Below are 22,201 nucleotides of genomic sequence, written 5' to 3' on the forward strand. Positions count from 1 at the left end.
TGATGAATAGCGTAGTGTTCCTTAAAATAAAAATAGGAGGGATCCCATGATAAATCATAGCTCCCTCCTATTTTTGTTCACATATAACGGATTAAATCCTTTTAATCCCTACTATATAAGTCTCTCGTATACACTTTGTCTTTCACATCTCGGATCTCATCATTTAAGCGATTAGAAACGATAACATCCGACATTCTTTTGAACTCACTTAAATCCCGGATGACCTTTGAACCATAGAACTCCGCTTCTTCCATCACAGGTTCATAAATAACGACTTCAACAGCTTTTGCTTTCAAACGCTTCATAATACCTTGCACAGAAGATGCTCGGAAATTATCCGAATTTGTCTTCATCGTCAGACGATAAATACCTACAACTTCAGGTTCTCTTGCTAATATTTGATTCGCAATATGATCTTTCCTGGTCCGGTTTGCATCAACAATCGCTGATACAATGTTATTCGGGACATCTGTGTAGTTTGCTAGTAACTGTTTCGTATCTTTCGGCAAACAATAACCACCATATCCAAATGAAGGATTGTTATAATGGTTCCCAATTCGTGGATCAAGTCCAACACCTTCAATAATCTGTTTTGTATCAAGTCCACGCACCTCTGCATAAGTGTCTAATTCATTGAAATAAGCAACACGTAATGCGAGATACGTATTAGAGAATAATTTAATTGCTTCAGCTTCCGTTGAATCTGTAAACAGAACATCAATATCTTCCTTGATCGCCCCTTCTACTAAAAGATCGGCAAATACTTTTGCTCGCTCTGAGCGCTCACCGACAACAATTCGCGTTGGGTGCAGGTTATCATATAGCGCTTTACCTTCACGTAAAAACTCTGGAGAAAAGATGATTTGTTCTGTCTCATATTTTTCACTAATTTCCTTTGTAAATCCTACTGGTACAGTAGACTTAATGATCATCACAGCGGTAGGATTGCTTTTCAATACTTGTTCAATGATCAATTCAACCGTTGATGTATTAAAAAAATTGCGTTCTGGATCATAGTCTGTCGGAGTTGCAATAATAATAAAGTCAGCATCCTTATAAGCTAATTCTTTGTCGGTCGTTGCTGTCAATTTCAATCCGTTCTTTTTAAATAAGTCTTCGATTTCTGCATCAACAATCGGTGATTGGCCACGATTAATCATATCGACTTTTTCCTGATCAATATCCAACGCTGTCACATCGTGATGTTGAGCAAGTAATACGGCGTTCGATAATCCAACGTAACCTGTTCCTGCAACTGCAATTTTCACTTTTACAACACTTCCCTTTATTCAATATATTATTATTTAAAAATCGATTTTATAAACGTTTCAATGGAACTTCCCATCCAATATTGTATAACAATTGTATTTTTAATACTACCTGCAAAACATACATTTTTGATGAACAACAATGATATGTTTGATAATTTGAATCGATGTTTTCATAGTTTTGCTAAATTTTGAATTTCCCCCTCTATTTTAAATGAAATATCGCACTTATTTCTTAGATAATCCACCTGCCTTTTGTTTTATAATAAATCAAATGACAAATTCATGAGCAAATTAATGAATTTTCGATTATAATAGAGATACAATACATTTTCAGGAGGAACGATATATGGATTCAAATCAACCCGAACAGTCAAACAAGAAGAAAATTAGTTTGCAGGAAGCAATTAAAGAACAACTTGCAAACAAGAAAAACAAACAAAAGAACAATAAATCAAACACCAACTCACTTGGAAACCCTAAACAAATGAAAAGTCAAAAAGCGAAACAAACGGCAATGACGCGTCGAAAAATGGGTGGATGACCGTTCAACATAAAAAAAGAGAAAGACTCCCGTGTGTCACGGATGGAGTCTTTCTCTTTTTTAGTTACTTCCCAAAAAACATTCAGAGGAGTTCCAACTTTTATCCTCCCCTAGAAACCTCCCGTCACCAAATTAATTCAAATTCTCCGTTGACAAAAAAACGACTTACTCATATACTTTATATATATGAGTAAGTGTTCATATAAACATATTAAAAGGAGCGATTATCATGTCTGGTCACCATAATCATCATCACGGTACAAAAAATAAAAAGCGGTTAATTATTGCCATGATCATCATTGGAGCTTGGATGTTTGTTGAACTTATCGGTGGGCTTTGGACAGGAAGTCTTGCACTGTTAGCAGATGCAGGTCATATGTTTAGTGACTTCTTCAATTTATTAATCAGTTTTATCGCAATTGTTTTTGCAGCACGGGCAGCAACGAAGCAAAAAACATTCGGGAACTATCGGTTAGAAATTCTCGCTGCACTTTTAAATAGTCTCGCTCTAATTGGAGTCAGTATTTTCATCATTTTTGAAGCTATTCAACGCTTGATGGATCCTGCTTCTGTTAACAGTGGACCAATGATGACCATAGCTACAATTGGTCTAGTCGCTAATATCGGTGCCCTTGTCGTTTTGTCAGGAAAAAGTTCTAAGTCTAACTTAAATATGAGAGGCGCGTATTTACATGTGCTCGGAGACACGTTAGGCTCTGTTTCGGCAATCATCGCTGGTGGATTGATGCTCACTTTTCAATGGTATTGGGCGGACCCACTCCTAAGCTTATTAATTGCCGCCCTTATTGCCTTTACAGGTTTCCGACTGATGAAGGATGCTGTGCATGTCTTAATGGAAGGGGCTCCGTCTGAAGTAGATGTCATGGAAATAGCAACGAAGCTAGAACAACTTTCAGGCGTAAATAATATTCACAACCTTCACATTTGGAGTCTATCTTCTGAAATACATCAATTTTCATGCCATCTCGTTATAGATGATGACAGAATTTCGGATCAGCAAAAAATACTAAAAGACGTTAATGAATGGGTAAAACAATCGCTTCATATTGATCGCTGTACGATTCAAATTGAAGCCAACCGATTCATATGTTCTGATATTCATCTAGCAGATGATCATGTTCACCATGCATAATCAAAATGGGAGAAGTTCTATTGAAACAACTTTATCTAAGAACTATAACGCTTTAAGATTTATTTCGACTATATAGCGGATAATCGCTATAATACTAAGTAACTGATCTTATTCGCTAGATAAAGTTCGAAAAAAGTACCTAGTCGAATGTGATCTATAACTTAGGAGGACCTTTTATGGATAAAAAACACCACCAACTTCTTGACGAAAAAATTATCAACGAGGCCGTTTCTATGTTTCGTGCAGTCGCAGATCCAACACGCCTCCAACTTCTCCATTTACTTTCTGAAGAAGAATGCTCCGTTAATCATATAGCCGATATTTTGGAGATGAACCAATCAGCCGTTTCTCATCAACTTCGAACACTACGGCAAGCTCATCTCGTTCGAACAAGAAGAGATGGTCATTATATTTATTACAGCTGTAACGATGAACATGTCATCACTTTAATTGATCAAGCGATTACTCATGCAAAGCACGAGTGACCTGATAAAGGTTATTTATCGATCATTTCATATAAATTAACAAAAATCCAACAAATTCTATTACAAATTTGTTGGATTTAACTACCTTTAATATGGTGTCAGCTCATTGTAATTTTATTTATTTCCACCTAATCAACCTTTCGCAGGAAGTCAGTTAAATCAATTTACTACCCCGACACCTGAGTTCTGTTCAACAGATGTTCTAGCCTGTATAGCTGATTGAACTTGATACGAATACGGAGGCGTATAATTTGTTGTCGAGCTTAAGTGGTTTGAAGGCGTATTAATAAATTCATTTCCACTTAAGTTCCAGTACCCCGTACTCGAACTTCCATAAAACCAGCCAACTGCACTCTTTATTTGACCAGTCGTTGGATCATTTTGCCCTGATCCAACATTGTCAAAATAATTATTTTCCACAAATACTCTTGCTCCCATTCTACTATTTATTGCAGTATCCTGAATGTCCTTAAAGAAATTATTAAACATGTGCACATCTGCAAAGCGTATTAGTGGAACTCTTGAATTTAAATTATTAAAATAATTGTGATGATACGTAATATTATCTGGAGCTAAAGATGCATTATCAGTATGCCCTACCAACATCGACTTCCAATGGTTTTCAAACTTGTTCCAAGAAACTGTAATAAACTCTGAATTACGTTTAATATCAACAAGACCGTCATAATAGTCGCGATCGTCATTGCCATCTAATTCACTGTAAAATTCATTATGGTCTATCCAAATATTTTTACTACCTTGAGTCACTTCAATTGATGTTCCTTCCCCTTGACTCACATGGTGAATTGACAAATTCTGAACAATAACATTCTGAGCATTGATTAATCTCAAGCCGATACCATCAAACTCTCCGTTCGATCCAACACCAACGATAGATACATTTCTTATTTCATGTGCTTGTCCTCTATGATTTTTCACTTCTATGCTAGAACCTGATGAGTTGTTTTGAGTAATAGTCCCATCAACATAAATTTTTAATGGTTCATCTGGATTGTTACTCCTACTTCGATTATTAATTAATTGTTGAATTTGTGATCCAGTACTAACGTATTCTACGCGCCCACCTTCACCACCTGTTGTACCACCATTCATCGAAGCAAACCCAACCGGTCCATCTGAACTATCTGGTGAACTAGACCCTTGGTTAGATTCTATAATCCTCCACTGTTGATTCGAATTCCCTAAATCATCCCATTGAACCACATTCGCACCATTATTTTGCGAATGTTCAAATACCTCTAAAGCCTTCCCGCTATGTCTACTAATAAATTTATAGCCAGATCCACTAGGCTGTAAATTCCATTGCTGTTGATTCCCACGATTGTGATCCCATTGAACAATATTCCCTCCATTTTCTAATGACAAATTGTATACATCTAATGCTTTACCGCTATTTCGATTTATCAATTCAACATAACCATCATTATTTTCGATAATACGCCATTCCTGACAATGATGATTTGTATCTTCCCACTGCTGCACATTCGCACCATTTTCCGTCGCTGCACTCTCCACCTCTAAATACTTCCCACTGTTAACGCTTACAATATTATAATAAGAATAATCGTTAAATGAATTAGCCTCGGTGTTTACTGAAAATGTTACTAAGAAGGAGAACATTAATACCATAATTCCTAACAATCTAGCTACTTTTTTCATTTTTATCTCCCTTTCTCTATTTAAATGTATTCGTATCGTATTTCACCAGTTTTCACCTCCCATATTAGCTTTTTCTAGCAGACGCTGATACGAACCACTGCTAACAAAATAACAACGTTGTTTATCTCACCCTAAAAATAACAATAATTACTATTAATATCCATAGTTAGAAATTACTATTTTGTCTATCACTTGATCTACTGAAATACCTTCAATGCCAGGAAATCATTTTGTTAACGACAAATTACTTATTTCTCGTGACAGCTCGTTCGCTTTTCATTATAATTAACCCATAGGCATTTCACGCCTATGCTAATTCAATATAATTGGAGGTGAAAAAAATAGCAGATGTAGAGTTAATGAATTTTTTACAAGAACAATTCGGAAAAATTGATCAACGTTTTACTGACATGGACAATAAATTCACAAAACAAATTGGTGACTTAGATCAAAGAATCAGTGACCTTGATCAGAAATTTACTAACCAATTCAATGTCCTCGATCAGAAGTTTACCAATCAATTCAATGTGCTCGACCAGAAGTTTACTAAACGCTTTGATGAATTCGACTTTAAATTCACTAGCCGTATTAATGAGCTCGATCTTAAATTTTCTGAACGCTTTGATGAAATCGACTGTAAATTTACTAAACGCTTTGATACTTTGGAGAAGCTGCAGCAAGACGATGTTGTCACCTTGTTAAAAACAATTGATAGTAAAACAGAACACATTCCTAGTGATATTGATTACTTGAGAGACATCACGAGCAGGCATGATATGGAAATCGAACGTTTGAAAAAACAAGTTGGAAATTAACGACACCGCTCAAGACACCTCTGTATACTCCACTCATACTGTAATACTTAATTTATTTTATCTTCATTTATTAAAACTACACTCAAATTTATCACTAATAAAGTAGAACCGGTATGAACTATTGCCGTTTCTGCTTTATTTTGATTTAATCTTTAATTGATGATGAATATCTATAAAAGTACTAAGTCGAATCTAAATTATTTCTTCACACCTTCCTCTGTTAGGTAATTACTATTAAGCGAATGCCTTGGTTAACCGCCGTATTAGAAAAACTTGGCTTGTCACCAAGTCCTTCATGGCAAAAGCTTTAGTTTATCTTATACTTTAATCCTTTAGCGAAGTTAAATATTCTTAAAGTATAAAATAAGTATTTCTTGAAAAGACTTAAAGAATAACGTTCTTTTGTCTACTACTTATTAAGAACCGTAGATAACACATCATTTAGGAGGTTACATAATGCCAAGCGAAGAATCTTTTTTCACTGGATTATTCTGGGGCGTTCTTTTTAGTATTCCATTATGGGCATCTATTATTGGGGCTATTTTTATGATTAAGTGATTTTATAACCGAGGCATTTTAATTGCAGGTGCGAGTGTTCTTTGCTTTTACCGTATTGGTTTTACAAAAAGAAAAAAGCCCTCAAATTATGAGGACTTTTAATAGTAATTTTTTGAATTATCTAGTAAATGCAGCTGGTACACCACCATCAACAGTAACCATACAGCCTGTTGTTTTCGCTGATTTAGATGACGATAAAAATGCAATCGATTCAGCAATGTCTCTTGGTAAAATATTCACTCGAAGCGTCGTTCGTTTACGGTAATGCTCTTCAAGCTCATCTGGCTCAATTCCATAAGCAGCAGCTCGTTCATTGCGCCAGCTTGAATTCCAAATCGCAGAACCTTGTAATACAGCATCTGGAAGAACAGAATTTACTCGAATACCGAATTCTCCACCTTCTGCAGCGATACAACGCGCAAGATGTGTTTCCATTGCTTTTGCTGTACTGTATGCTGAAGCATTCTTTCCAGCATAAACAGAGTTTTTCGAACCGATAAATACCATGCTTCCACCAGTTTCTTGTTTTTTCATTAGTTTGAATGCTTCACGAGCAACTAAGAAGTAACCAGTTCCTAGAACATTCATATTAAGGTTCCATTCTTTAAGCGTTGTCTCATCGAACGGACTTGATGTTGCAAGACCAGCATTATTAACAATGTTATCAACGCCACCATACGTAAGGGCTACCGTACGATACGCAGCAACAATTGCTTCTTCACTCGTAACATCCATTTTTATAGCAATTGCACGTCCAGCACCAAATTTCTCATTAATCTCTTCGGCTACTTTCTCTGCACCTTCTAAATTTAAATCAGTCACAGCTACATGCGCCCCTTGTTCAACTAAAACGCGGCACGTTTCACTTCCTATTCCGCCAGCACCACCGGTGACGAGCGCAATTTGTCGTGAGAATTCCTTTTCTGGTGGAGCGAGTGACAACTTGTAAAGCTCCAAAGGCCAATATTCGATTTCATACGACTCATTTTCATTAAGAGATACAAAGTTTCCTAGAGCCGTCGCACCTTTAATAACTTGAATCGCACGATTATAAAGGGCGCCACTGACATTTGCCATTTTCAAATCTTTCCCTGTGTTTACCATGCCGAGTCCAGGAATGAGAATCACACGTGGTGAAGGTTCGTTTATCACGTCTCCTTCGTTTTTGTTTCGCTCGAAATAAGCTCGATACTCGTCTTTATATGCTTTTACGCCATTTTTGATCGCTTCTTTTAGAGATTCAACATCTTTAGACGATGGATCCCAATCTAAAAATAACGGAATCATTTTTGTATGAACGAGGTGATCCGGGCAAGCTGCCCCAACCTGTGAATACTGTTTAGCATCCTTGCTGTTAACGAATTGCATGACTTCCTCGTTATCATCAAATGTTAATAACATTGATTTCTCTTCAAAAACTTGTCCGCGTAAGTAAGGCATTACTTCCGCCAAGATATCTTCTCGCTCTTCGCTTGCTAACTGATCGTATTTTTTCCCGCCGAATGTTTCAACTTCCTGCGCTTTTTTATTAATAAAGTCCTCTGCTTCATTTATAACAGAGATTGTTTTATTATAACTTTCTTTCGACGTTTCACCCCACACAACTAAACCGTGTTTTTCCATAAGTACAAGGTCAGCTTTTGGATTTTCTTGTACACCTTCCGCTATCATTTTTGAAAGAGTAAAGCCTGGACGCACGTAAGGTACCCAAACAAAACGGTCTCCGAAAATTTCCTTCGCCAACTCTTTACCATTATCCGCACAACATAGGCTAATGATTGCATCTGGATGCGTGTGGTCGACATGTTTAAACGGTAAAAACGCGTGAAGTAGTGTTTCGATAGAAGAACGCGGGTGCTTACTATCAATCATACAATGAGAAATATACTCTACCATATCCTCATCAGACATTTTATCGTTTTCCATTAATGGTCGGATATCTTCCATATTTAAGCCTGTGAAATTAGCATGCTTCATTGTTGCTAAATCTGAGCCGCTTCCTTTCACCCACATTACTTCGATTTCACGACCACGAAAGTCTTTCTCCATCGTTTTCATCGATGTATTGCCGCCACCCCAGTTACAAACGGCACGATCAGAGCCTATTAAATTTGAACGATAGACTAGTTCGTCCAAACCTGTCTTTAAATCGGATTCATTTTGTTGATTCCATAAATTTTTAACCATTAATACATCCCCTTAGCAAGTTTTTTTAATACTATATCTATTATTATAGTATTAAAAAGTTTAAAAAACAATCATTTATCTTTGAAACAAAAATTTTAGTTTGAAAACGTACTTTTTTTTGCCTGAATATGGCTTATTCTTTCAATTATCGTTATACTTAAAAGTAACCATTTCCATCGGTAAAAAGGAGATTTGATGATAATGAAGTTAAATGAATCGAAAACAGCTAGACGTCACAAAAAAATAATTAGTTTGCTACATAAAGAGAGAAAAGTGAAAGTTACAAGTTTAAGTGCCGAGTTGAACGTCACGGAGGAAACGATACGTCGTGATTTGGAATCTTTAGAAAACGAAAATATGCTCATCCGCGTTCGAGGCGGAGCCATTAGCAAACAACCTATGGGTTCAGAAACGCCTCTACTTGAAAGAGAAAAAAATAATTTAGTTGAAAAACAGGCTCTCGCAAACGAGGCTCTTCAAATCATTGAAGAAGGAGAAATTATCGCGATTGATGCAAGTACTACGAGCCTACAGTTAGCGCGAGTTCTTCCCAATTTTCCACTCACTGTGATAACTAATTCGATTCATGTTGCTGTTGAATTGTCGCAAAAGGAGCAAATTAAGGTGATCTTAAGTGGGGGGTATTTACGTACCGAGTCGATGTCATTAGTTGGAGTTTCCTCTGACAAAATTATTAATGACTATCACATCGATAAATATTTCATTTCCTGCACAGGTATTCATCATGACTGGGGAGTCAGTGATAGTCACGAACTCCAAGGGCAAACGAAAGGACGCATTGCAGAACTTTCTGAAAAAATCATTGTTCTGGCTGATCATAGCAAATTCAACCATAGGTCCTTGCTGCGCTGGTTAATGATTGATCAGATTCATACGTTAATTACGTCTGATATTGTTGAAGATGACACACTTAATTTATATAAACAATCAATCAAGCATGTGAGAGTAACGAAAGGGAACTAACAATCCAGCGACTGAGTAGTTGTTTCAACAAGATATTACCTGCTTAGTTGAGGGGCTATTTAGCAATTAGAAGGAAGCTACTTAGGTTGGATTGCTAGGAGTTGTTGATTTGCAAAGAATGACTCTACTTTTAGAATGGTTGAATATTTAATAACTTGGAAGCAAGAGAACCGTCCCTACGCTTCCATTTCTGCAAGTATTTCATCTAAATTAGTTATTTCGAAAGGGAAAATGACTCCTTTTTATTTTTGGACGTCGACCAGTTTCACTAATTCGGAGGTAATCAGAAGCGGCAAAAACGCACCCATAGGTTTCTCTTAGAAGCTTTTGCAGATTTTTTCGGGGGCATGCTTCTTTGATAATTTTTCGCATTTCCAGGGTACCCTCAGACCTTCTTATTTTGAAGTGCCTCTAATAAACCTTCAACACTAGTTTCTATCATAATGAAGTCCCGTTGAGACGGATCCATAAACCCTTTGTCAATTGTATGATCTAACATTGCAATCAATGGGTCAAAGAATCCATTAATATTCAAAAGACAACATGGCTTTTGATGATAGCCAATTTGCGACCAAGTGAATACTTCAAACCACTCCTCTAGAGTTCCCGCTCCTCCAGGCAACGCGACAAAAACATCTGCCAAATCAGCCATTTTTGCTTTTCGTTCATGCATCGTTTTTACGACATGAAGCTCCGTTAATTGTTGATGAGCAACTTCTACGTTCTTCAACTTTTCTGGAATAACACCAATGACTTGACCGCCAGCTTCCAGGCAAGCATCTGACATGGCACCCATACAACCAACATGGGAACCTCCATATATTAATGTTTTCTTCTCTTGAGCCAGTTTTTTCCCAAGGTATCCTGCCATCTTCATATATATAGAATCAGATCCTGTTCGAGATCCACAAAATACAGCCATACTTTTAAATTCCATGAAATAATCACCTAACTTTTCCAATTATTTTATTCTGTTGATTTTTTAAAAATTTGTTTCTCATTGAAGGCATTGAAGCTACCCAAGGAATGATAGTTGATAATAGAAACGTCATCTTCCGCTTCCTACTTCTCGTAAAGTTCAATGGGGAGTCCGTCTGGATCTTTTAGAGAAACTTGGCTTGTCGCCAAGTCCTTCATGACGAAAGCCTTAGTTTATCTTATACTTTAATCCTTTAGCGAAGTTAAACATTCTTAAAGTACAAAAAAAAGTAAATCGATTATTAGTTTCCGAATCTATGCGAACACCTTCTACCGAAACGCCATGATTCGTCAAATACGTGATAGCTTCTTCTATGTCATCTACTTCAAAGGCAAGATGGCGGAGCCCAGCCGCTTCTGGGTAACTTAATCTATTCGGTGGATTTGGAAATGAAAACAACTCAATTTGATATGTACCGTTCAAGGCTAAATTTAACTTATAGGATTGACGTTCTTTTCGATATACTTCGTTTCGAGCTTCAAAACCCAGGATTCTCACATAAAAATCTTTAGATTTATAATAGTCGGTACATATAATTGCAATATGATGAATTTGATTTAACTTCATGCCCAATTTCCCTTTCGTTTTTTTGAATATTTGAGACAATGATCTTTATACGTATCTTAAATTTAACATACCATGCCACTTTAAATGGCTAATACTATTAATATTCTCATAAAGTTTATTGTTTTTTTCGATTCTTTTTTAATTTTTAGCTAAACTACTTACAAATCTCAGGAAGTAGATAATAGAAGGTTAAACTAAATTGAATTAGATAGTGAGGTCACATTAGCTTGCTCCTCGTGCCCTTTGTGCTCTCGAATTTGCAATGATTGGTCACAAAAGTAAGATGCTTTTGCCCTGTAAGCTCCAATATCGTAATCTTTGCCTTTATTTCCATCACAAAGAAGTGAACCCGTAATTTTTTACGGGTTCACTTCTTTATATATCCAAATTTATATCATCTATAAAATATCTCGTTTGTTATATCCAACAAAACCAACAATCATCAAGGCAACTGCTACGATACTCAAAACAAACAGTGGCAAGTATGTCATCTCTTCTATTGGTGCCTGTGGAATATAGCCAAATGGGGAAAGTTTCCCCACCCAATCGGCGAATTGAAACATACCTCCCAAATAAAGAACGATAAAGGAATAAAAAACATATAGCCATGTCAATTGAGTCAACTTTGGCAGAACTCCGATTAAGAATACTGCAACACCAATCATTACCAACATGGCAGGGTAATAAGACAGCGCAGCTCCATAGATCATGCCAAAGTCAAGCCCCCCCTCCATCACTGCTGCTCCAGCAGACCATAGTCCGAGCGCCGAAAGAGAAATCATTACAAAACCATTAACTACTGCTATCACTAAATAACTTCCCATCAGTTTCGTACGTGAAACTGCTCTTGCTAACATATGATCAATACGATCTTTTTTCTCTTCTCCCATCAATTTATTCATTGCCATCACAGGAGGAACTGTCGCCAACAGCGAAATCACGATCATTAACATCGGAATAAATTGCTCCGTTAATGTAGCACCATCAGCAGCTATCAACATCTGCTCCATCATCTCAATACCCTCAAAGAAGGCGTCTAAATCACCTAAAACTGATCCATAAGAAACACCTAGAATATACATGCCAATTGCCCAAGCGATGATCCCCGTTCGCTGAAGTCTTAATGCAAGTCCAATCGTGCTTTGCAAAAATCGCGTCGCATACTTCCGACCTGGTCTCGAAGGGAAGAAGCCCCTTTCTAGGTCACGGATCGCATTCAAATAATTTGCAAAGATGAACAATAGAAAAGATGCAGCAACCAATAAAATGATCGGGCCCGAATTGTTGGTGGAATACACTTCTGCTTTCGTTACCCATCCTAATGGAGACAACCATGAAAGTGCCGTTTCCCCTGCATCACCAATTGCTCGAATTAGGTAGGAGCCAAGTAATACCGCAACCGAGAAACCAATCGTACCTCGCGAGTTTTCTGAAAGCTGGGCAAATACTGCTGTCACCCCAGCAAAAAACAAACATGTTGCACCTAAAGCAGCTCCATAAAGCAGTGACCCTGCTACATTCATGCTTTCAACTCGAAGTGCGGCTAATCCAAATCCTACGATAAGAGTTAAAGCAACACTTTTTCCAGCCAAGACAAGTAATGTTGCATTTAAATAAGAAAGCCGACCTACCGGCAACGATCGAATCATTTCAATGCGACCATCTTCTTCAGCTGCTCTAGTATGACGAGTCACGAGTAAAATGCTCATCAACCCAACTAAAACAGCGGTAAAAAGTAACATTGAATGCGCCGTCATCGCACCAATCGTATAATTACTCAAATCACCGTGACCGAACATTGCCGTCATCACTGGGTTTGCCATCGTTTCAACCATCGCATCTCTTTCCTGCTGTGAACCATATAAATCTCTATAAGCAATTGGCACGATCAAAGTGAAGAAAGTAATACCGATCAACCAAATTGGAATTTGCATCCGATCAAGACGGAGAATAAACCGGGAAAGGTGACTAGTTCTAGCCAATAGATTTTTAGCCATTAGTTTGCACCTCCCGCTCCTGTACCCGTTACTGATTCTGTCCCTTCATAATGACGCATAAATAATGCTTCTAATGTTGGCGGAGCACTTTCCAGTTTTACAATACCAAACTGACTAATATGCCTGATTACGACGTCCATTTCTTCTGTTTCTACTTGGAAAGACAGACCTTGACTTGTCTCTTCGATTTCGTGAATTCCTTTAATACCTGTTAAATTCGTTATCGGTTGTTTCGTTTCAACGAGAATTTGAGTTCGAGTCAAATGACGAAGCTCGTTTAACGTTCCTGTCTCGATGATAGCCCCTTCACGAATGATCGCAACTTTGTCACATAGTTTTTCCACTTCAGATAAGATATGACTCGACAGCAAAACGCTTTTCCCTTTGCTTTTAACTTCCATTACACATTCCTGAAAAACTTGTTCCATCAATGGATCAAGTCCTGACGTCGGTTCATCTAAAATATACAAGTCCGCATCGGATGAGAAAGCAGCAATCAACGCTACTTTTTGCCGATTCCCTTTAGAGTACGTTCGACATTTTTTTGTTGGATCTAAATCAAATTTTTTGATTAGCTCTTCTCGTTTGCTTTGATGATTTGTCCCACGTAATTTCACAAATAAATCAATCACTTCTCCACCTGTTAAATTCGGCCATAAGTTTACGTCACCTGGGACATAGGCAACACGCTTATGAATCTCGACAGCATCGTTCCATGCATCCTTCCCAAAAATCTTGACCTCTCCATCTGACGCCTTTAAAATTCCTAGCAACACACGAATTGTCGTTGATTTACCAGCACCATTCGGGCCTATAAATCCAAATACTTCCCCACCATTCACTTCTAGATTAACTCCGTTTAAAGCAGTAAACCCACCAAACTTTTTCGTTAAATTTGATACGTTAACGAGTCCCATATTTATTCCTCCTCATTTTAGATAACACTAAAATATGAAATATATATACCTATATGGTTCATAATATATAATAAATGACCGGAATGCAATATGTTTTGAAACAATTTATTTGTCATATTTCATAATTTTTATTAAACTAGGAATGAGGTGAAAGACAAATGGATGGATTCGAGCGTCGAAGAGAACTCAAAAAAACAGAAATATTAGCAGCATCATTAGATTTATTTATGGTGCATGGCGTGCAAAAAGTTTCAATTGCTGAAATTGCTAAGAAAGCGAATGTATCTCAAGTAACCATCTATAATTACTTTAATAGTAAACATAATTTAGTTCACGAAACAATTATTTTTTATGTGGATAAAGAGTGGCGACAAGCGGAATTAGTCATGGATAGCGACATACCTGTTCAGGAAAAAATAAAGCAACTTATTTTTAATAAAAAAGAAACAGCAAATAACATTAACCCAGATTTCTACAATTATTTTATGAAGGAGTATACTTCTGGTCTCAATTATATAGACGAATTCATACAAAATAAGGCTATTCCACGGATGATTGATTTATTTAATGAAGGAAAAGAACAAGGAGTAATTAATCCTGACATTTCAAATGAAGCGATTCTATTTTACATCCATATGATGCAGGAGTACATGCAACGAGAAGATGTCTATCCGAAAATCTTACCTATTACCGAAGATATCAATAAGATATTATTTTACGGTATCGTCGAGAAAAAGTAGCCGGATATGACAAACAAAGGTAGCACCTAAGTAGGCGCTACCTTTGTTTTCGGAAGGAAAAATCCCTATGCTTCTTTTCTAATACTCGCATCCCACTCTTCGTCTGTTGGTGGATAGGTCCTCTTAATCTGGAAAGACAATACAAACGCGACCGCTGTCAATAAACCGATCATTCCAAGTGCTACAATCGCACCTAAGATATCAGGATTAGCAACCGACGGGTTACCAGTTGTATTCATCTCAGTTGTCGTCATCGTTGCAACAAGCAAAGCCGTTCCAATCGATGCTGCCATCTGACGCATTGTATTTGTTACTGCAGCCGCGTGTGGAATCAGCTTTCTAGGCATCTGATTTAGACCGGCTGTATTCGTTGGCATCATGACCATAGAGAAGCCAAACATGCGGATTGCGTACATCACACCGAGATATACGAGAGACGTATCTGTATTAATGAATAGTAGCGCAAACGTTGAAATGATCATCAAGATCAATCCCGGAATAGCCAATGCGCGAGCACCGATTTTGTCAAAAATCCGGCCAGTAATTGGTGCCATCAAGCCAGCAATTAACGCACCTGGAAATAAGACAAGTCCTGCTTCCATTGCCGAAAACCCTCGCATGTTTTGCACATATAATGGAATGATCGTCTCTAGCCCAATCAATCCCATAAAACCTATACTACAAATAATTGTCGAAATGGTAAAAATTCGTGCTTTAAACACTCTGAATTCGAGCATCGGATGTTTCATACTAAGCTGACGCTTAATAAACAAATAAATGGAAGCTACGGACACAACCATAACGATGATTGTTATTGGTTCCGCCCACCCAATATTACCGGCACTCGTAAAGCCATAAAGTAGTCCACCAAAACCAGCCGTAGATAACATAATCGAAATTGGATCGACTTTTCGATCTTTTTGATCCGTCACGTTCCGCATCGCAAAATAAGCGACAACAATCATAATTAATGCAAGCGGTAATATACCCCAGAACAAAAAACGCCAATCATATGTTGATGTCACCCACCCTGAAAGAGTTGGTCCGATCGCTGGTGCGAAAGAGATAACCAGTCCGATATACCCCATCGCTGCGCCTCGTTTTTCTACTGCAAAAATCATCAGAAAAACAGTTTGCATAAGTGGAAGCATGACTCCTGCCCCCATGGATTGAATGATTCTAGCTGTAAGTAACAATGGATAATCCGTTGCAAGACCACCGACAAGTGTCCCAAGTGCGAATATTGACATACCTGTCATAAAAAGTTGTCTTGTCGTGAACTTCTCAATCAGAAACGCAGAAATGGGTATCATGATTCCACTTATCAACATGAATACAGTCGTTAACCATTGAGCTGTATTCGCAGTAATATTCATCTCTTGCATGATTGGTGGAATCGCTGTAATCATCAATGTTTGATTTAAAACGGCAATAAAAGAACCACAAAGCAACAATCCTGCAATCAATACTTTACTATAATTCTGTTCGTTTTTATCCATTCAAAGGACTCCTATTTTTCATCTATAAATCTATTATTGCGAGTATTTCATCAATCTATCTATATTTTCACATGATATAAAGGGGGAAGCTTTGTCAGAAACTCAGAAAGAACAACCGAATCGTTATATGGGGAATAATTTAGAAAAACTTGGCTTGTCGCCAAGTCCTCCATGGCGAAAGCCTTAGTTTATCTTATTCTTTAATCCTTTAGCCAAGTTAAGCATTCTTAAAGTATAAAATGAAACTATTTCGGATTCTGAAACTAATTAGAAATTATACACCTCCTTCAAGATTGTTTCAAATGAAAATTGTTGTCACATACAAATAACTTAGGTAAAACGTCAAAGGGAACACCTCCGCATGAGAGGCGTTCCTTTTGGTTGATAATAATTGTTCTAATATCAGCATAGAACAGTGGAATTTGTGCATAGATGCCGATGATTTCAGCAAAGAACATTGATTTTTGTGCATACGGACCCATTTTATCTGCATAATTCACGATTTTTGTGCATAAAACCGCATTGGGTGCCACACGCCAGGAGGAAGCAGAAGAACCGTCCCTCCGCTTCCTCAAAATTAGATATTTTCTTGTTTTAATGCGTCTATGATGTTTTCTTCTTTTACTTTTGATATGGAATAAAGCATTGCTGAGCTGACAATTACAAATACGGCGATGATGACATACAAAAGATCCAGCCAAGGGAGTGAAAAATTAAAATCAAATGAATTCATCATCGAATAATGAATCAAATACATCACTCCGATACTAATTGGAATCCCATATAGTAAAGCTTTTATGCCATAGAACAAACTTTCAAAATTCATCATTTTTGTAAATGCTTTCGGAGTCATACCTACCGACTTCAGCATCGCAAACTCCCTTTTTCGTAATGAAATGCTCGTTGAAATTGTGTTAAAAATATTAGCGACCGAAATTGCAGTAATTAAGGCAATAAACCCATAAGTGAAAATCGACATCATCAAAATCATCTGTTCTTCTTGCTGCCTTCTTTGAAATACATTGTGCACATAAATATTAGTATCACTTACTTCTTCAATTTCAGATTGAGTCTTAAGCGGGTCAGCGCTATTAAGGTAAACCTCTGTTACCGAACCTTCTAACTCATAAAAATCTATCCAATCGTCAAAGGCATCCTCCGAAACGAAGAATTGAAGACCTCCTTCATAACCAGAAATCCCACCCATAGGTAATTCTCCTGTAAGTGCAGAAATTTCTATGTCACTAATAGAAGTTTTCTCTTCTGTTTCCCAGTCGAATTTGCTGAGTGGAATGGTACTTCCTACTTCCGATTCAATCACTCGTGACTCAATAACTTTTTCAGTTTGATGATCATAATACGAAACAGTATCGACAAGAATTCCTCTAAGTGACGTTTTATCTCGCAGTAAATCAGGCTCAACACCAATTTCTGTAGCATACGCATCAAGTGCTTCATCTTTTAAACTGTTCACTTCAACATAATAAGGATATCCTCCTTCAATAAGCTGAGTTTGGTCATCTTTCACCTGCTCGGCCAGTTGTTCCCCTAATTTTTCTTCAGGGACAAACGAATGAATATCAAGTTGTTTCATCACACTTGACTCAGTCACATCAGGCAGAGCAGTAATCGAAGTTGTAAGCTGCTCCTTCTCTTCTTCATCAGCCTGATTCAACTGTATTTGAATGTCAAAATTCACTCCGTCTTGTGACATTTTCAATGATCTCTCTAAGCTTGCTGTAAAAAAAGAAACAGTTAGAAAGAGTACAATACTTATCACAAGTGAAAAGACAGTCACTTGATATCTACGCTTATTTCTTTTTAAATTTTTAAGTGCAATTTCAGCCTCTACTCCAAATATTACGCGAACTATTTTAGGCGTTTTCACTGCCTTTTTCGTCAATTTCACGTCTGTCGTTTGGCGTATTGCGTCAATTGCTGAAACTTTTGACGCCTTTCGAGCTGGTAGATAAGTCGAAATGAAGATTGTCAGCATCGAAATCGCAACAGAAATAACTAGTAAAATCGGGGTTACGACGATGCGTAATTCTTCCGTGACATTCAGCGCACCTTCCAAAAATGAATTTATAAACCAAAAGGTTGCACCGATTCCTAGAAAACCAGATAAGAGTCCAATTGGAATACTAATCAACCCGATGATTGCCCCTTCAAAAAAGACGGAATTCATCTTTTGTCGCTTCGTTGCTCCAACACTCGATAACATCCCTAAATGTCGAGACCTTTCCGAAACGGAAATGGCAAAGGCGTTATAGATAAGCGCGATAGAACCGATCATAATTACCGAAATTATTACAGCTGAAAGGCCGAAAAAAGTTTGTCCTAAACCATCATTATCTGTCACACCATAATAACGAAGAAGGTCATTGTTATAACTAACGTTAGAAATCTGATTTTCCGTAGCTATATTTTCGGCATCGTCATAGATAGAACTTGTAACGTCTTCCAACACAACCGAAGCATTTACAAGCTCACCTTCCTTAAGCATGTCTTCGTCTATATAGGTTATCGCAGTATAGCCAGGTGCCCAACTTGGTTCCCACGTTGGCCGATCAATGAAACCAACAACGGTATAGCTTTCTTCCATTGTATTGATGAGTTCCTCATCGATTTGATCATCCACCATTTCTAATGAATAAGTTTGATCAATCTTTCCTTCAGGTTCCACACTGAGAAATTGGCGTTCTCCTATGTCGACCGTTATCTCATCACCGATTTCATAATGAACGTCGGCGTTATCGGCAATCGCATCAGAGAGAACAATTTCATTTGTCGTTTCAGGTAATCGCCCGCCACTTAGTTCAATCGGAAACTGTTCGAACCCGACTGTGTTATAAGATTTCACAAATAAATAAGGTTTGTTCTGATTTATGCTCCCCTCTAAATCCCCATAACCACGATCTTGAGAAAGGATGACTCGCTTGGTTCCTTCATCTGCTTCAATCTCTGAGATTTGTGCTAGATTTACATCTTTGTAGACGACATGCCATTCGCCTACTTGTTTCATTGTCTCCCGTTGTAGTAAATCCATAAACGAAAAACTGAGTGTTACAACTGCTGTAATCATGGCGACTGAAATAATTACACCTATTACCGTCACTAACGTACGTTTTTTATTTTCCTTCAAATGACGAACAGTTAGTTTATTTATGATATTCACGGACGAATCACCTCGTCCTTCGCAATCTTTCCGTCTTCTATTTCAATCACTCGGTCGGCTTGTAAGGCAATACGTTCATCATGGGTGATAATAACAAGTGTCTGATTGTACGTTCTATTAAACATTTTTAATAAATCAATAATTTCACCGCTGTTTTTGCTATCTAAATTACCTGTCGGTTCGTCAGCAAGCATAATCGTTGGATTACTAACCAATGCTCTACCAATGGAAACCCTCTGTTGCTGGCCACCTGAAAGCTGATTAGGCAAATAATTCAGGCGCTCCTGTAAACCTAATTTACCGACAATCTCCTCCAAGTTTCTCTGATCAACTTTATGCTGGTCCAATAGAATCGGAAGGGTAATATTTTCTTCTACTGTTAAAATAGGAATCAGATTATAAAATTGATAAATCAATCCAATTTGGCGGCGCCTAAAAATAGCAAGTTGCGTTTCATTTAAGCTATAAATATCCGTGCCATCTATCATTACTTTTCCACTAGTAGGTCGGTCTACACCCCCAAGCATATGGAGAAGTGTTGATTTCCCCGAACCAGATGGTCCAATGATTGCGACAAATTCTCCTTTGTTGATCGAAAAAGATATATCATTCAATGCATTTACTGCTGTTTCTCCCTTTCCGTATTGTTTGGACAGATTTTCTATTTTCAATATTTCCATGTTTAATCAGGCCTCCACCTTTTTATATGATAGGCTCAGTATATCTGTCCAAGATGACTCTCAAGTGACTGAAATATGACAGTTTAGTCACTTAGCCTTCTACTTGTAAAACTTGATCCGAAATTCGGTTCCTTTCCCCCGTTCACTCGTGACAACTAAATCGCCACCTTGACTCGTAACAATGCTATGCGCCATTGCTAGTCCAATGCCGATACTTTCATCACTCGCATTTTTTCCTTTATAGAATCTCTGAAAAATGTAAGCAAGATCCTGTTTCGCAATACCTTCTCCGTTATCTATCACGATAATTTCGGTGTACAGTGCGTTCTCATCCCAAGAAATGCATATGATACCTTGCTCATCGGTATGTTCAACTGCATTTTTCAGCAGATTTATCAGAGCTTCAGCAGTCCAATTCAAATCACCTTGAAACGTTACCTTCTCGTCGCCCTGTATATTCAGGCGTTGTTCTTTAATATCAATCGGAATGAGCACAGACTCCACCGCTTTATTGATTAAGTCTTTTACTCGAAGCTCGTCCTTTTTAAAGGATACCGCTCCTGCATCAATTTTTGAAAGCTTCAACAACGAGGAAACAAGCCAGTCGATTCGTAAGAGCTGGCGACGAATGTTTTCCGTGAATTCAACCCGTTTTGCGTCAGGCAAGTTTGATCCACTCAATAAATCGACCATCACTTGCAACGATGTGAGCGGCGTTTTTAATTGATGAGAAATATCAGAGATTCCTTTCGTCAATTCAAGCTTGTCTTTTCTAAGGTGATTTCCTTGTTCTGAAAGCATTCGAGTCACTTTATAAATATCACTTTTCAAAATACTTAACTCACCCTCGAAATTATCGCGAACATCCAAAGTGTAATTTCCATTGCTAATTTCACGGAGATAGGTCGATAGTTTTTCGAGTTCTCGGTAACGCCATTGGGTGAAAAGAAAGGTCACGGTGATTAACAAGACAGAAGACACTAGTGCGATAAGTAGCGCCTCTGTCGATAGTAGCGCTGCATATCCGCTCGTTCCAATAGCGATGAATATCAAGGTAGCAAAGAAAAGTAAAATTTCTCGATTGCGAAACATCTTTAGTCACCTACCTTATAGCCCAACCCGCGAACCGTTCTAATAATCGTCGGGTGCTGTGGATCATCTTCTAATTTTTGCCGTAATCTCTTTATATAAACAGTCAATGTATTGTCATTAACGAAATCTCCTGCCACGTCCCAGATTTGTTCCAACAATTGATTTCTCGTAAAAATCTGGCCAATATGATTGGCAAAAATGAGAAAAAGGCGGTATTCCAATGCAGTCATGAATACTTCATCCTCATTTTTATACACTTTTCCTTCCAGCGTATTGACACGTATATTCTTCACCACAATGATTGATTTTGGTTTCGTCTGTTTTTCATATCGGCGTAAGACAGATTTAATTCGAGAGATCAATTCACGAACTCTAAAAGGTTTTGTAATGTAATCATCCGCGCCCATATCTAGTCCCATCACAACATTCACTTCATCATCAATCGCCGTCAAAAAAATAACTGGCACATCTTTACGATCTTTCACAGCTTTACACAAATCATAACCACTTCCATCTGGGAGCGATAAATCAAACAGACACAAACTAATCTGATTGAGTTCTTCATTAATGACTTTTTCAGCAGATTTCGCGTCATAGCAAAGGATTGTCTCGAATTGTTCTTGCTGTAACGAATATTCTAAACCTGATGCAATTGTTTTATCATCTTCAACTAATAAAATTTTCATTATTGTCCCTCATTTCTTTAGCACCTACCCAGAATAGTATCAAAAATTTAGCAACGCCTCTTAGGCGTTGCTAGGTTCGTAAATAGCTGATAATTATTCTAATATCAGCATAAATCCAGATATTTGTGCATACAACGTATTTTTTTCAGCATAACTCGTGATTTTTGTGCATAGGGCACCAGTCTTTCAGCA

At 37.6% G+C, this 22,201-nt stretch carries 19 protein-coding genes; 6 read left to right on the forward strand and 13 right to left on the reverse strand.

Annotated features, from left to right (window positions below; genetic code table 11):
* Positions 1 to 101: 101 nt before the first annotated feature.
* Entirely contained in the window at positions 102 to 1,268 is a 1,167-nt protein-coding gene (locus ACM26V_RS14480) for a nucleotide sugar dehydrogenase (protein WP_416147427.1), read from the reverse strand.
* 349 nt (positions 1,269 to 1,617) lie between these two features.
* On the opposite strand from ACM26V_RS14480, the gene ACM26V_RS14485 reads away from it, so the two are divergent.
* The 3 genes from ACM26V_RS14485 (at position 1,618) to ACM26V_RS14495 (ending at position 3,450) form a co-directional block, all read left to right on the forward strand.
* Positions 1,618 to 1,812 carry a hypothetical protein gene (locus tag ACM26V_RS14485; RefSeq protein ID WP_416147429.1) on the forward strand — a complete coding sequence of 65 codons (195 nt, stop codon included), beginning with the start codon at positions 1,618 to 1,620 and terminating at the stop codon, positions 1,810 to 1,812.
* 229 nt (positions 1,813 to 2,041) lie between these two features.
* Positions 2,042 to 2,965: a cation diffusion facilitator family transporter gene (locus ACM26V_RS14490; protein WP_416147430.1), complete on the forward strand. Its 924-nt coding sequence runs from the start codon at positions 2,042 to 2,044 to the stop codon at positions 2,963 to 2,965.
* A gap of 176 nt (positions 2,966 to 3,141) precedes the next feature.
* The gene (locus ACM26V_RS14495; protein ID WP_416147431.1) at positions 3,142 to 3,450 is read left to right on the forward strand and encodes an ArsR/SmtB family transcription factor; all 309 of its coding nucleotides are present in this window, start codon (positions 3,142 to 3,144) and stop codon (positions 3,448 to 3,450) included.
* A 159-nt stretch (positions 3,451 to 3,609) separates the two neighbouring features.
* Here ACM26V_RS14495 and ACM26V_RS14500 read toward each other — a convergent pair whose 3' ends face one another.
* Positions 3,610 to 5,130, reverse strand: a complete 1,521-nt coding sequence (locus tag ACM26V_RS14500; protein ID WP_416147432.1) for an RICIN domain-containing protein — start codon at positions 5,128 to 5,130, stop codon at positions 3,610 to 3,612.
* Between the two features lie 359 nt (positions 5,131 to 5,489).
* Between ACM26V_RS14500 and ACM26V_RS14505 the strand changes: the two genes are divergently transcribed.
* Positions 5,490 to 5,945, forward strand: a complete 456-nt coding sequence (locus ACM26V_RS14505; RefSeq protein ID WP_416147433.1) for a hypothetical protein — start codon at positions 5,490 to 5,492, stop codon at positions 5,943 to 5,945.
* Between the two features lie 675 nt (positions 5,946 to 6,620).
* Here ACM26V_RS14505 and ACM26V_RS14510 read toward each other — a convergent pair.
* The gene (locus tag ACM26V_RS14510) at positions 6,621 to 8,690 is read right to left on the reverse strand and encodes a bifunctional aldolase/short-chain dehydrogenase (protein WP_416147434.1); all 2,070 of its coding nucleotides are present in this window, start codon (positions 8,688 to 8,690) and stop codon (positions 6,621 to 6,623) included.
* Between the two features lie 201 nt (positions 8,691 to 8,891).
* On the opposite strand from ACM26V_RS14510, the gene ACM26V_RS14515 reads away from it, so the two are divergent.
* The gene (locus ACM26V_RS14515) at positions 8,892 to 9,674 is read left to right on the forward strand and encodes a DeoR/GlpR family DNA-binding transcription regulator (RefSeq protein ID WP_416147435.1); all 783 of its coding nucleotides are present in this window, start codon (positions 8,892 to 8,894) and stop codon (positions 9,672 to 9,674) included.
* 385 nt (positions 9,675 to 10,059) lie between these two features.
* On the opposite strand, the gene ACM26V_RS14520 is transcribed toward ACM26V_RS14515, so the two are convergent.
* The 4 genes from ACM26V_RS14520 to ACM26V_RS14535 form a co-directional block, all read right to left on the reverse strand.
* On the reverse strand, positions 10,060 to 10,611 hold the full coding sequence (locus tag ACM26V_RS14520; RefSeq protein ID WP_416147436.1) for a TIGR00730 family Rossman fold protein: 552 nt from the start codon (positions 10,609 to 10,611) through the stop codon (positions 10,060 to 10,062).
* Between the two features lie 210 nt (positions 10,612 to 10,821).
* Positions 10,822 to 11,220 carry a VOC family protein gene (locus tag ACM26V_RS14525; protein ID WP_416147437.1) on the reverse strand — a complete coding sequence of 133 codons (399 nt, stop codon included), beginning with the start codon at positions 11,218 to 11,220 and terminating at the stop codon, positions 10,822 to 10,824.
* 398 nt (positions 11,221 to 11,618) lie between these two features.
* Positions 11,619 to 13,217, reverse strand: a complete 1,599-nt coding sequence (locus ACM26V_RS14530; RefSeq protein ID WP_416147438.1) for an ABC transporter permease — start codon at positions 13,215 to 13,217, stop codon at positions 11,619 to 11,621.
* Positions 13,217 to 14,134 (reverse strand): ATP-binding cassette domain-containing protein, encoded by a 918-nt coding sequence (locus tag ACM26V_RS14535; RefSeq protein ID WP_416147439.1) that lies wholly within the window; start codon positions 14,132 to 14,134, stop codon positions 13,217 to 13,219. The genes ACM26V_RS14530 and ACM26V_RS14535 overlap by 1 nt, the downstream gene beginning before the upstream one ends.
* Positions 14,135 to 14,292: 158 nt before the next feature.
* On the opposite strand from ACM26V_RS14535, the gene ACM26V_RS14540 reads away from it, so the two are divergent.
* Positions 14,293 to 14,874 (forward strand): TetR/AcrR family transcriptional regulator, encoded by a 582-nt coding sequence (locus ACM26V_RS14540; protein ID WP_416147441.1) that lies wholly within the window; start codon positions 14,293 to 14,295, stop codon positions 14,872 to 14,874.
* Between the two features lie 65 nt (positions 14,875 to 14,939).
* Here the strand turns inward: ACM26V_RS14540 and ACM26V_RS14545 are convergent, their stop codons facing one another.
* The 6 genes from ACM26V_RS14545 to ACM26V_RS14570 form a co-directional block, all read right to left on the reverse strand.
* Positions 14,940 to 16,373 carry an MDR family MFS transporter gene (locus ACM26V_RS14545; protein ID WP_416147442.1) on the reverse strand — a complete coding sequence of 478 codons (1,434 nt, stop codon included), beginning with the start codon at positions 16,371 to 16,373 and terminating at the stop codon, positions 14,940 to 14,942.
* 287 nt (positions 16,374 to 16,660) lie between these two features.
* On the reverse strand, positions 16,661 to 16,873 hold the full coding sequence (locus ACM26V_RS14550) for a hypothetical protein (protein ID WP_416147443.1): 213 nt from the start codon (positions 16,871 to 16,873) through the stop codon (positions 16,661 to 16,663).
* A gap of 77 nt (positions 16,874 to 16,950) precedes the next feature.
* Positions 16,951 to 19,551 (reverse strand): FtsX-like permease family protein, encoded by a 2,601-nt coding sequence (locus tag ACM26V_RS14555; RefSeq protein WP_416147444.1) that lies wholly within the window; start codon positions 19,549 to 19,551, stop codon positions 16,951 to 16,953.
* Positions 19,548 to 20,231, reverse strand: a complete 684-nt coding sequence (locus ACM26V_RS14560) for an ABC transporter ATP-binding protein (protein ID WP_416147445.1) — start codon at positions 20,229 to 20,231, stop codon at positions 19,548 to 19,550. Before ACM26V_RS14560 ends, ACM26V_RS14555 begins: the two co-directional genes overlap by 4 nt.
* Before the next feature lie 99 nt (positions 20,232 to 20,330).
* Positions 20,331 to 21,323 (reverse strand): sensor histidine kinase, encoded by a 993-nt coding sequence (locus tag ACM26V_RS14565; RefSeq protein ID WP_416147446.1) that lies wholly within the window; start codon positions 21,321 to 21,323, stop codon positions 20,331 to 20,333.
* Between the two features lie 2 nt (positions 21,324 to 21,325).
* Positions 21,326 to 22,009, reverse strand: coding sequence for a response regulator transcription factor (locus ACM26V_RS14570; protein ID WP_416147448.1), 684 nt, complete (start codon positions 22,007 to 22,009; stop codon positions 21,326 to 21,328).
* Between the last annotated feature and the right edge of the window lie 192 nt (positions 22,010 to 22,201).

Source organism: Salipaludibacillus sp. HK11 (genome assembly GCF_047795645.1).
GTDB lineage: Bacteria > Bacillota > Bacilli > Bacillales > Salisediminibacteriaceae > Salipaludibacillus.